The organism is Variovorax sp. dw_954 (assembly GCF_018449755.1).
In the GTDB taxonomy this organism is placed as follows: domain Bacteria; phylum Pseudomonadota; class Gammaproteobacteria; order Burkholderiales; family Burkholderiaceae_C; genus Variovorax.
Map to the genome: position 1 here is coordinate 534,299 of NZ_JAAVVD010000002.1, position 12,152 is coordinate 546,450.

Consider the following 12,152-nt stretch of genomic DNA (forward strand, 5'->3'; position numbering starts at 1 on the left):
GGTCGAAGGCGCGAAGCTGGCTACGCTGCCCGCAGCGTCTGCAACGGCGATTCGCCGTAGCGCTTGCGATAGGCCGTGCTGAACCTTCCGACATGGTTGAAGCCCCAGCGCAGGGCAATGTCGGTGACCTGGGCGCCGGGTGGCGCGCTCACCAGGTCCTGCCGCGCGCGTTCCAGCCGGGCGGTGCGCACATAGGCCATCGGCGATTCCTGCAGGTGCTTCTGGAAGGCCAGGCACAGGCTGCGGACGCTGGCGCCGCTTGCCTTCGCAATCATGTCGAGCGTGAGGGTCTCGTACAGGTGCGCGCGGATGAAGTGCTGCGCGGCCCGCACCGCGCGGGGCGCGGCGGCCCGCTGTGACTGCGACAGGCGCTGCGAATAGTTGCTGCCCTGGCGCAGCAGGAGATGGTGGATGAGGGCTTCCTCCTGCACCGGCAACAGTTGCGGTGCGAAGGCCGGCGAGGGCATGTGCAGGTTGCAGAAGTGGCTGGCCAGTTGATGCTGCCAGCTGCGGCCCGCGTCGTTGTCGAGCTGCAGTTCCGGGTCGAATTCGATGGGCCGGGACAGGTCGTCGTCGAGGAGGCCGCGGCAGGTGTTTTCCACACGCTCGCGCGGAATCTTCACGAGCAGCTGGCGGCAGCCTTCATGCCAGTCGAGTTCCAGGCCAAGGTTGGGCGAGATCACCGCGCCGGTGCTGGGCGAAGCGGCCACGGGCCTGCCGTCCACCCGGATCTCCGCCGAGCCCGCGAGCGGCACCTGGAACAGCACGAAGCCGTCGAGTTGCCCCGGCTCGATGCGCACCGCCGCACCATACTGGAGGACGAAGAATGAGAGCGAGCCGACATGCGCGCCATACAGCGCCGCATCGACCTTGCCTTTGCCCCAGAACAGGTCGTGCGCCTTGAAGGCGCCGGTGGTCTGCAGCTTGACCACGTCGGGGTCGGTGGAGACGAACATCGGCGACTGGCAAATCGGCTGCATTTCCGAACTGAACCACGCTTCCATGAAGTGCCCTTCGCACTGGGTGCCGCCGCAGCGGGATTGAACCGATTTTCGCGACGGATTTTAGGAGGCGGGTCGCACTCTTCCATCAGGGTCGCAACCGATGCGGCATGCGGAAATGCGGCCGCCGCGCATCGGCCGACCAGCGTCAGAAGTGGTATTCGGCGCGGATCTGCGGCGTCTTCGCGAGCGAGCCCGGGACGCTGCTGGGGTTGCCGAACTTGTTGCGCCAGTACTGGTATTCCAGGCCCACCCGGAACTTGTTCTTGCCCCAGTTGAGCGGCACGCCCGCGTCGTACCAGAGTATGCCGTCGAAGTTGGTTTCGGTGGCGGTGTTCACGCCGAACTCGTCCTTGCCCTTGGGTGCGATCCAGTTCAGGTAGCCCTCGAACGACAGGTTGGTGTCGCCCAGGGGGATTGCCCAGGCCAGGCTCAGTGCCGGGTGCGTCTTGTAGTAATAGCGCTTGTCGATGCTGTTGGGTTCGTTGCTTTCCCACAGGGCCAGCACGCTGACGTTGAGGAAGCCTGGCACGTCCATCATGAAGGTCGGGCCGAGGACGAGCATCTGCTTGCGCGAGGCGTAGCCGGGATCGTTCTTGTGGTTCCAGTCGAGGCCGCTGGTGATGCCCAGTCCGCGCACCGGTCCCAGGGCAAGGCTGTTGCCGGTGATCTTGCCGAGATCGAGCGTGTTGCGATAGACGATGTACGTTTCCGTCGCGTCGCTGTCCTTGCTGTCGGACTTGAGCACGTCGATGTTCAGGTAGTTGGTGCCGTACTTGAAGCCATCCGCGTGGGTGAAGTTGACGACGTTCTTCGCGATGTCCTGCTTGTTGAAGGGCTCGCGGAACTGGGTGCCGTAGCGGTAGCCGACGGAGGTGTCGCTCCAGTCGAGGAAGTCGGCGTGGGCGAAGGAACTGGCGAAGGCGAGGGCGGCGATTGCAACGCCAGCGAACCCATTCGCTGCTTTGGATTTCATGGGGAACACGGTCGGGAAAGGTTGGGAAAGGAGATGAAACAAAACGTGCAGGAAGTGTGCCAGAACTGACTCGCCGGTCATTAGGGTGCTGCTGGAGGTCAGTTTATGCAGTTGCCTGACGACCTTCCATTGGCTCTCCGGCCCATTGACAGCCTTTCAGGATCGAGACGTACCTGTGCGGGACAAGCGCTAGGCCCCGCTTGAAAAAGAAAAAACCATGGCATCAAAATACTGTATAAAAATACAGTCATCGATTCCATCATGGGCCTTCTTTCCCTCGACTCTTTCCTCGCTTCCGGGCGCCACAACGTGTGGCGCGGCGACGAGCTGGGCGGTGCCGACGCGCAGGTCGTCGCCACCGGCCATGCCGCGCTGGATGCCGAACTGCCCGGCGGCGGCTGGCCCGTCGGCGCCATGACGGAGGTGCTGCAATCCACGCCCGAGGCGCATGTCTGGCAGTTGCTGTTGCCGGCCCTGGCGCAGGCGGTGCAGGACCGGGGCGGGCCGGTGGTGATGGTCGGTGCGCCGCACGAGCCTTTTGGTCCGGCGCTGGCGGCGGGAGGGTTGCCGGTGGAGGCCTTGATGTGGATTCGGGGCCAGGCGTCCGGCGCCTGCCTCTGGGCCTGCGAGCAGGCACTGCGCTGCGCCGACGTGGCCGCCGTTCTCGCCTGGCTGCCGCAGGCGCGCGTGGGCGAACTGCGTCGATTGCAACTCGCGGCGGCGCAGCACGAGGCGCTGTTGTTCGTGTTCCGGCCCGAATCGGTCGCGCAAACGGCTTCCCCGGCGCGGCTGCGCTTGCAGGTGGTGCGTGACGAGGCCCATATGCAGGTCCACCTGCTCAAGCGCCGCGGCCCGCCGCTGGCCATGCCGCTCACGCTGCCCGCGCGCAACGGTCGCATGAGCGCGCTGCTGGCCGCCAGCCAGATGCGTCGCAAGGCGCGCCTGCACCCGCAAGGCGCGCCCCTCGAGCTGGGCCCTGTCGTGGTCCGGATCGACACATGGAAAGGAGCACAAGGTGCATTGGGTCGCGCTCCGGTGGCAGCCTGAACCCGAACTCCCGCGCGAGGCACTCGGCTGGTGGGCGCTGCAGTTCACGCCGCGGGTGGCCTGGCTCGACGAGGGCTTGCTCCTCGATGTCTCGGCTTGCGAACGCTTGTGGGGTGGCCGGCTTTCGTTGATGCGCCAGATTTCCGCTGCAAACCCGTCAGAGGGGCGCGTGCAGCGGGCGCAAGGCGCGACCAGCCTGATCGCGCTGGCCCGCCTGCGCCTGTTCGCCCGCGGCCAGAAGCCACCCGCCGATGTGCCGGCGGCCTTGCCGCTGGACACCCTCACGGCGGCCCTGCCGCACCTCGACGTGCTGGCCCGCCTCGGCTGCCAGACCTGGGGCGATGTCGCGGCGCTGCCGCGTGGCGGGCTGGCGCGGCGCTTCGATACGGCCTTGAGGGAAACGCTGGATGTCGCCTGGGGCCTGCGCCCCGACCAGTACACCTGGCTCACGCTGCCCGACGTGTTCGAGCAAAAACTGGAGTTGCCCGCGCTCGCCGAAACCGCGCCCGAGCTCATGTGGTCGGCCAACCGCCTGTTGTCCGCACTGCAGGTCTGGCTGCGCGCACGCCAGCGCGGCGCGGTGGCGCTGGAACTGCAATGGACGCTCGACCTCAAGCGCTTCAACGGCGTCAACCTGCCGCCGCACCAAAGCGTCACCGTACGCACGGCCCAGCCCACGCAGGACATGGCGCACCTGCGCCGCCTGATGAGCGAGAAACTGGCGCTCACCCAACTGGCAGCGCCCGCCAGCTGGCTGCGCCTGCGCACGGTCGAGACTTCGCCGTGGGCCGGCGCCAGCACCAGCTTCCTGCCCGAGGATTCCCGCAAGGGCGACAAGCTGCATGAGTTGGTCGAGCGCCTCAGCGCGCGGCTCGGGGCGCAGCAGGTGGTCGTGCCGGTGACGCAGGCCGACCATCGGCCCGAGGCCATGCAGGGCTGGCAGCCGGCGCTGGCCAGAACCAGCGCCGCCGTGCCCGCCTTGCAGCCCGACGGCCTGTATCCCCCCTGGCTGTTGCGCCAGCCCTTGCCGCTCGAAATGCGCGGCGGCCATCCGTACTACCGCGGCAAGCTGCGTCGCCTCAGCGGCCCGCAGCGCCTGGAGGCCGGCTGGTGGGGTGGCAAGGAGGAAGAGGGCGGCCATCCGGCGGTGCGCGACTACTACATCGCCGAAAGCCCGGAGGCCGGACTGGTGTGGGTCTACCGCGAGCGGCTCTCCGCCCCGCTGGCCCTGGACCAGGCGCCGCGCTGGTACCTGCAAGGCCTCTATGCCTGAACTCAGCGACAAGCAATTGCAGGCACGCAAGCCGCATCCGCTGCGCGAGCCGCCAAGGCGCGCCATCGTGCCGGGCCTGCCCGACTATGCCGAGCTGCATGCCTTGAGCAACTTCAGCTTCCAGCGCGGCGCATCGAACCCGGAGGAACTGGTTGAGCGCGCCTATCAACTCGGCTATCGCGCGCTGGCCCTCACCGACGAATGCTCGGTGGCCGGCGTGGTGCGCGCGCATGTCGGCCTGCGCGATCACCTGGAAGCGCTCACCGAATACGAGCGCACCCATCCCGACGAGGCGCCGCTGCCGCGCAACCCTGGCTTTCGCGTGCTGTTCGGCAGCGAGTTCGCCTTCGGGCGCTTCAGGCTCGTGGTGATCGCCCATGACCTCGAAGGCTGGGGCAATCTCTGCGAGTTCATCACCGCCGCGCGCAACACCTCGGCGCCCAAGGGCGAATACCGCGTGGATTGGGCCACCAGCGAGGTGGCGTCGCTGCAGCATTGCGAAGTGCTGTGGGTGCCCCGGCGCGTGCCCGGCGAGGCGATGGACTTGGCGGTGGCCGGCGCGGATGTGGCGAGCGCTTTCGAGTTGTTCGGTGCCAACCTGTGGATCGCCGTCGAACTGCTCAACAACCTCGACGACGACCTCTGGCTCGCCTCGCTGCAGCAACTCGCCAATCAGGCCGGCGTGCCCCTCGTGGCCGCCGGCGACGTGCACATGCACAAGCGTTCGCGCAAGCCCCTGCAGGACGTGGTCACCGCCATCCGCGAAGGCAAGTCGGTGGCCGAATGCGGCTTTGCGTTGCAGGCCAATGCAGAGCGCCACATGCGCTCGCGCATGCGCCTGGCCGATCTCTATCCGCCGGACTTGCTGGCCAACACCCTGGTCGTGATGGAGCGCTGCCGCTTCGACCTCGAACTGATCCGCGAGCATTACAAGTACCCGCTCGAACTCGTCGGCGGCGGGGAGACGCCCACGCAGACGCTGGTGCGCAAGACCTGGGAGGGCGCCCGCGTGCGCTACCCGAATGGCATGGACGACAAGATCCGCCACCAGATCCAGCGCGAGCTCGACCTCATCGTCGAGCTGAAGTACGAGATGTTCTTCCTCACCGTCGAGGACATCGTGCGCTTCGCCCGCGAGCGGCACATCCTGTGCCAGGGCCGCGGCTCCTCGGCCAATTCGGCCGTCTGCTTTTGCCTGCAGATCACCGCCATCAACCCGGAGACTGGCAACCTGCTGTTCGAGCGCTTCCTGAGCCGCGAGCGCCGAGAGCCGCCCGACATCGACGTCGACTTCGAGCACCAGCGGCGCGAGGAGGTCATCCAGTACATCTACGAGAAATACGGCCGCGACCGCGCCGCCATCGCCGCCGTCGTCATCTGCTGGCGCACGCGCAGCGCCCTGCGCGACGTGGGCAAGGCGCTGGCCATCGACGAACGTCTCATCGAGGCCTTCGCCAAGGACCATCACTGGTTCGACCACGACGTGCAGGACGAGCGCATCGAGCAGGCGATGCTCACGGCCGGCGTGCGCGAGAGCACGCTCAAGCTGCGCCAGTGGCTCGAACTCACGCAGCAGCTCAAGGGCTTTCCGCGCCACCTGAGCCAGCACGTCGGCGGCTTCGTGCTCACGCAGAGCAAGCTCACGCGGCTGGTGCCGGTCGAGAAGGCGTCGATGAAAGACCGATCCGTCATCCAGTGGGAGAAGGACGACCTGGAAGCCATGGGCATGCTCAAGGTCGACGTGCTGGCGCTCGGCATGCTGAGCGCCATCCGCCGCGCGCTCGACTTCGTCAACCAGTGGCGCGGCACCTCGCTGGAGATGCACCAGATCCCGAACGACGACGACAAGGTCTACGACATGATCTGCGAGGCCGACACCATCGGCGTGTTCCAGATCGAGAGCCGCGCGCAGATGTCGATGCTGCCGCGCCTCAAGCCGCGCTGCTACTACGACCTGGTGATCGAGGTCGCGATCGTGCGGCCCGGGCCGATCCAGGGTGGCATGGTGCATCCGTACCTCAAGCGTCGCCAGAACCCGAAGCTCGTCGACTATCCCAAGGGCCTTGAGCAGGCGCTCGGTCGCACGCTGGGCGTGCCGATCTTCCAGGAGCAGGTGATGCAGATCGCGATGATCGCCGCCGAGTTCACGCCCGATGAAGCCGACAAGCTGCGCCGCTCCATGGCCGCGTGGAAGCGCAAGGGCGGTGTCGGCCATTTCTACGACCGGCTGGTGAACGGCATGGTCGAGCGCGGTTACGACCGCGGCTTTGCCGAAGCCATCTTCAAGCAGATCCAGGGCTTCGGCGAATACGGATTCCCGGAGAGCCATGCCGCGAGCTTCGCGCTGCTGGTGGTCGCGAGCTGCTGGCTCAAGCACTACGAGCCGGCCTGCTTCCTCGCGGCCATGCTCGACTCGCAGCCGATGGGTTTCTATTCGCCCTCGCAGCTCGTGCAGGACGCCCGCCGCCACGGCGTGGAAGTGCGCCCGGTAGACGTCATGGTGAGCCACAACGACTGCACCCTGGAGTCCCCACTCCCGCTCCCGCTTCCGGGAGAGGGCCGGGGTGAGGGCGGGGGGCCTTCGCCCCTTCCCGCGCGCGGGAAAGGCCAATCACTCCCTCTCCCGCCAGCGGGAGAGGGCTGGGGTGAGGGCGCCAACCCCCACCAACCCGCCGTGAGACTAGGCCTGCGCCGCATCGTCGGCCTCAGCGAAGCGGGCGCCAAGCGCTTGCTGGAAGCCCGCGCACAACAACCCTTCACCAGCACCGAAGACCTCGCCCTGCGCGCCGAACTCGATGCAAAGGACATGGCCGCCCTGGCCGGCGCCGACGCGCTCATGGCGCTCTCGGGCCACCGCCGCCAGCAGGTCTGGGACGCCACCGCCCAGCGCCGCTCTCCCGCGCTGCTCAAGGGCGTGCCGATCCACGAACCCAAGCTGGAACTGCCCCCCGCCCCGGAAGGCGAGGAGATCGTCGGCGACTACGCCTCGCTGCGCCTCACGCTGCGCCGCCACCCCCTCGAACTGCTGCGCCCGCGCCTCGCCCGCATGAAGCTTCTCAGCGCCCGGCAGTTGCATGACCTGCCCAATGGCCGCACCGTGCGTGCCTGCGGCATCGTCATGGGCCGGCAGCGCCCGCAGACCGCCAACGGCACCATCTTCGTCACGCTGGAGGACGAGACCGGCAACGTCAACGTGATCGTCTGGAGTTCCATCGTCGAGGCTTGGCGCGGCCCGCTCTTGCAGTCGCATCTGCTCGCCGTGCAGGGCACCTGGCAGCGCGACGTCGACACCGGTGGCAAGGTCTGCCACGTGGTCGCGACGGGCTTTCGGGATTTGACCCCGCTGATGGGTCGGCTGGCCGCCAACCACAGTAGCCGGGACTTTCATTAGTCATTACGCTTCGCGAAATGTCAGCCGCAATCGCCGCCCACGAGGTGCCTGTCGACCCGCCGCCCACCGGCGTGCCGCCGATGCCTCCGCCCTACATGCCGCCAGGTCCGCCGCCCGAGGGCGACCCGCCGCCTGTCGTTCCGCCCATTACCGACCCGGGCACCGCGCCACCCGTCAAGGACCCGCTCCTCAACACCATCGTACTCGGCCGCGCGCACGCCCGGCGCCTGCGCGACATCCATCGCTCGGCAGGCTGGCCCTGCTGCGACGTGATCGAGATCGAGTTGCTGGCCGCGGGTCTGCTCGAACGCGTGCGCTCGACGCATGGCCACGAAACCCTGCGCCTCACCGACCGCGGCATTGCCCACGTCGCAACCTCGCTCGTGGTCAACCGCTCGGCCTTGTCGATGCACGAAGCCCTGGTCGATCAGGTCGCGCGAGAGATGACGCGCGGCGGCCGCATCGCCTGGCGCGGCCTGAGCCTGCGGGCGCGGCTGGAGCCGTTGGAGGAGGGCGGCAAGCCGCGCTGGTGCATTGCCCGGCCCGATGTCTTCTCGATCCGCAACACCACCGTCGAAGCCTATGCACACCCCGTCGTGCACGAGGTCAAGGTCAGCCGGGCCGACCTGCTCGGCGACCTGCGCAAGCCCGACAAGCGGGCGGCCTATCTCGACCTGGGCGGCCAATGCTGGTACGTGCTGGGCAATGACGCCCGAGGCCGCTGCATCGCCTCGCCTGACGAAATCCCCGAAGCATGTGGTGTGCTCGTGCTCGAAGCGGGGCGGTTGTCAGTTGCGCGCGCAGCCCTGCATCGCCCGGTGCAACGCATTCCGTTCAGCGTCTGGATGGCGCTGGCCAAGGCGCAGCCCGTTCAGGGCTTCGACGAAGAGGCGCAAGACGCGCTCTGAACCCCGAGGCGCCGCGGGCGCATTCGGGGTGGGCTTCAGAAAGTGGCGGAGAGCGCGCGATAGGTCGCGCCGGGCATGCCCGTCGGCGCAAAAGGCTGCCAGTTGTCCTCGGGCTGTGACAGGCGCTCCGCGATGATCCAGAGCACCAGCGCATTGAAGGCCAGGCCGCAGTGGCTGCCAGGCACGAGGATGTTTTCATGCACCGGCGAGTCATCGTCGACTTGCGCTTCCATTGGCGGCACCACGCCGTCCGAGCGCGACCACAGGCAACTCATCGGGTGGGCGGGCGAATGCGACAGGGCCTTGCGCACATGGGGCTGCATCAAGTGCGCATCCGGCCCGAGGCGGTGCGCGACCGCGCGGTACATCGCAACCACGCTGGGCGCGGCACCGGTGCCAGCGGCGTTGGGCGTCACCGGGCTGCCGAGCGTGATCAGCGAGCGCACGCAATCCGGCGCACGATGCGAGGCATAGAGGCCGAACACCCCGCCCAGGCTCCAGCCGACCATGCTGACCTTGCGGCCATGCTGGTGGCGCATGTACTCGAGCTTGTGCTCGAGGGCTGCGGCGTGCTTTGCCTGGAAGCCGACATTGCGGCCGAAGCCCCAGCTCTCCACCGCATATCCGCGATTCGACAAAAAGGCCTTGAGCGGCACCATCGTCGACTCGGGCGCCATGAAGCCAGGCACCAGGAGCACCGGATGGCCGTCGCCCTTGGGTGCAGTGGACAGCACGGGCCAGGAGCATGCCGACACGGTCGCTTCCGCCATGGCGCGAACACCTTCGAGGGCGGTATGCCAGAGGCGGACCTTGTGGCGGCCGGGGGTGACTTGATCCGGGTTGTTCATGATGGGCAAGTGCTGGGTTTGGTTCTTTGCGGACATCGGCGTCACCTCACTTTGACACGGCACGGGCCGGGCGCTTCTTCCCGGCCTGCGCGCGCCTTGTCTCGACCGCCGCCGCGTACTCGTCGAAGCTCTCCTGCAGGCATTGCGCGAAAGCCGCCGGATCGGTCAACTGCTCGCGGCACGAGGTGACGGAGATGTTCATCCCGCCGTCGTAGCTGGTGGCCGCCAGCACCAGGCCCATGCCGTCGCAGATCGGCATCAGGCCGGTGAAGCGTGCGAGGCGGGCGCCGACCAGGTACAGCGGCGTGGAAGGCCCCGGCACATTGATGATCGAGCAGTTGGCCAGCGGCGCCAGTTGGCGCTGGTCCGACTGCGCCATGCTCAGCACCTTGCCCGACAGGGCCAGCGTGGCCGACGACGAATGCTTGTCGCCATCGATCAGGTCGCGTGCGCCCACCGCGCGAGCGCGCAAGCTGGAGGTCTGTGCACAGATATGCGCCAGGCGCTCGGCCGGATCGTCGATGGTGGTGCCCAGGTCGACCCGCACCCGGCCGATCTTGTAGCGCTGCGACTGGGCGTAGGTCGCGTTCATGTTGAGATAGGGGACGACCGCCGACATGCTCAGTTCAGGCAGTTCGCCGTGCTGGTCCAGGTAGCGCCGCAATGCGCCGCCGCACACCGCGAGCACGCAATCGTTGACGGCCGCGTCGCGTGCCAGTCCGCGCATCTGGCGGAAAGTCTCGAGTTCGAACAGCCGGGTCTCGAAGACGCGGCGCGCGGACACGACGGCATTGAACCGTGACACGGCGTTCGCTGCCGGCGCTTCCAGCATGCCGTGCACCATCACGCGCGACATCGAACTCAGTCCTTCGAACGCGCGCATCACGGGCCACGCGAAGGCAGCCGGGTCCTTGAGCGTGCCGAGGCGGGGGCGCAGGTACAGCGATCCGCTGCGTGGCGCGGGCCGCGGAAACCACGGCACCGGCGGCGGGGCGACCGCGACCTGGGCCGTGTGATCGTGGATCAGCGCGGTGATGCCGTCGGTGCCGTCCATGCCGATGAGGGTGTGGTGCAGCTTGGTGAGCAGCGCGAAGCAGCCGGGCGGCAGTCCGGGCAGCGTGTCGAGCCCTTCGATGACATGGATCTCCCAGGGCGAGCGGTCCATGTCGAGCACGCGTGCATGGATGCGCGAGGCCATGATGCAGAACTGGCGCCAGTCGCCCGGCTTGGGAAGTGCCGAATGGCTGACGTGCGATTCGATGTCGAAGCTCTCGTCGTCCACCCAGTACGGCCGGTCGACTTCCATCGGCATGTGCAGCAGCTTCTGCCGGAACACCGGTGCGCAATGCAGCCGGCTCTCGATCTGCGCCAAGACGGCCTTGAATCGGACCATGCCGCCCGGCGCCGTCGAAGGGTCGTAGATGTGGACCAGCGTGGCATGGGCGCGCGCATGCGGCGCTTCCGATGCAAGCAGCCGCGCGTCCTCGCCGTTGAGTTGCTGGAACCTGGGTTGTCCGATCATCGGGATCATTTTCTCTTCAGTCCTGGAGTACCTGTTGATTCGTCATGTGCGGCGCCGGCGTCCCGGGCGCGCCCGCCTGTTCCGCGATGGCGTCGATGATGGCTGGCCACAATTCGAAGGGCAGGTTGTGTCCCATGCCTTCGAGGATGCGCAGCCGCGCCTTGGGAATGGCCTCCGCAGTGTCGATGCCGCAGGCCATGGGCACCAGCGCGTCGTCGCTGCCGTGCATGACCAGCGTGGGAATGCGCACCTCGGCCAGCGCCGGCTTGCGGTTTCCGGACGCCAGCACGGCAGCCAACTGGCGCGCGGTGCCTGCGGGATGGGGACCGCGCGCGAAGAGACGCTGCGCCATGGCCTCGCTGCGCACGGGGTCGAGCGGGTACTTGTAGCCGCAAAGCACCGACCAGACCCGCCGGTGGCGCGCGAGGTAGCCGGGCCAGTCCGACGGTGTGGGCGTCATCAATGCCGCCATCGCCTCCGGCCGCGCCGGGGGCAGGCCGGGCTTGCCGGTGGACGACATGATGGACGTCAGCGTGCTGACGCGCCGCGGGTGCCGGATGGCCATCTCCTGGGCGATCATCCCGCCCATCGACACACCCGCCACATGCGCGCTGTCGATTCCCAGCGCATCGAGCAGGCCAACGGCGTCATCGGCCATGTCCGGGAGCAGGTAGGGAGCCTGCACGGGCAAGCCGGCTGCCAATTGGCCAAACATGCAGGCCATGTCGGGAACGCCGCAGTCATCGAGCCGGGTGGAGTGGCCACAGTCACGGTTGTCGAAGCGGATCACCCGGAAGCCACGTCCAGCCAACGCCTGGCAGAACTCGTCGTCCCACGCGACCATCGATCCGCCAAGCCCCATGACCAAAAGCAGAGGCATGGCAGAACGCCTGCCGAACTCCTGATACGCCAGCTCGATTCCGTCGGATACATGGGCTCGTGCCTCTGCCGAGGCGGTGTCGATTGAATACATTGGTTCCCCCCTGTTCACGGCGTGTCTGATCGCACGCATTGGCAAGCACTCTATGCAGTGCGCAAGCACCTGATGCGAACGGTGGCGACAGTTAGGTGAAAACGCTGCCCGGTCTGTGGTCAAAATCACGACAACGGCTGCCCCTTCGAGCTGTCGAACCGGCTGGATGCATCAGCGAGGCAAGGGCGGAGCCAGCTCGTGCGTTATTGCGCG

Annotated in this window: 9 protein-coding genes; 4 read left to right on the forward strand and 5 right to left on the reverse strand. The window is 67.5% G+C overall.

What is annotated here, in order from left to right:
- Positions 1–20: 20 nt before the first annotated feature.
- The gene (locus HB681_RS05620) at positions 21–1,004 is read right to left on the reverse strand and encodes an AraC family transcriptional regulator (RefSeq protein ID WP_213953781.1); all 984 of its coding nucleotides are present in this window, start codon (positions 1,002–1,004) and stop codon (positions 21–23) included.
- A gap of 145 nt (positions 1,005–1,149) precedes the next feature.
- Positions 1,150–1,977 carry an outer envelope protein gene (locus tag HB681_RS05625; protein ID WP_213953782.1) on the reverse strand — a complete coding sequence of 276 codons (828 nt, stop codon included), beginning with the start codon at positions 1,975–1,977 and terminating at the stop codon, positions 1,150–1,152.
- A 261-nt stretch (positions 1,978–2,238) separates the two neighbouring features.
- Here HB681_RS05625 and imuA point away from each other — a divergent pair, with 261 nt between their 5' ends.
- The 4 genes from imuA to HB681_RS05645 are packed head-to-tail and all read left to right on the forward strand — an operon-like array spanning position 2,239 to position 8,596.
- Entirely contained in the window at positions 2,239–3,024 is a 786-nt protein-coding gene (gene imuA, locus HB681_RS05630) for a translesion DNA synthesis-associated protein ImuA (protein ID WP_213953783.1), read from the forward strand.
- Positions 2,993–4,297, forward strand: a complete 1,305-nt coding sequence (locus HB681_RS05635; RefSeq protein WP_213953784.1) for a DNA polymerase Y family protein — start codon at positions 2,993–2,995, stop codon at positions 4,295–4,297. The genes imuA and HB681_RS05635 overlap by 32 nt, the downstream gene beginning before the upstream one ends.
- On the forward strand, positions 4,290–7,688 hold the full coding sequence (locus HB681_RS05640) for an error-prone DNA polymerase (protein ID WP_213953785.1): 3,399 nt from the start codon (positions 4,290–4,292) through the stop codon (positions 7,686–7,688). The genes HB681_RS05635 and HB681_RS05640 overlap by 8 nt, the downstream gene beginning before the upstream one ends.
- Before the next feature lie 17 nt (positions 7,689–7,705).
- Entirely contained in the window at positions 7,706–8,596 is an 891-nt protein-coding gene (locus HB681_RS05645) for a hypothetical protein (protein ID WP_213953786.1), read from the forward strand.
- Between the two features lie 35 nt (positions 8,597–8,631).
- Here the strand turns inward: HB681_RS05645 and HB681_RS05650 are convergent, their stop codons facing one another.
- From HB681_RS05650 to HB681_RS05660, 3 genes are read right to left on the reverse strand one after another with little or no spacing between them, the layout of a single operon-like run.
- Positions 8,632–9,480, reverse strand: a complete 849-nt coding sequence (locus tag HB681_RS05650; RefSeq protein ID WP_256354127.1) for an alpha/beta fold hydrolase — start codon at positions 9,478–9,480, stop codon at positions 8,632–8,634.
- Between the two features lie 10 nt (positions 9,481–9,490).
- A complete protein-coding gene (locus HB681_RS05655) occupies positions 9,491–10,966 on the reverse strand; it encodes a wax ester/triacylglycerol synthase family O-acyltransferase (protein WP_213953787.1) in 1,476 nt (491 codons plus the stop codon).
- Positions 10,967–10,982: 16 nt separating this feature from the next.
- Entirely contained in the window at positions 10,983–11,846 is an 864-nt protein-coding gene (locus tag HB681_RS05660) for an alpha/beta hydrolase (protein ID WP_256354128.1), read from the reverse strand.
- Positions 11,847–12,152 lie beyond the last annotated feature (306 nt).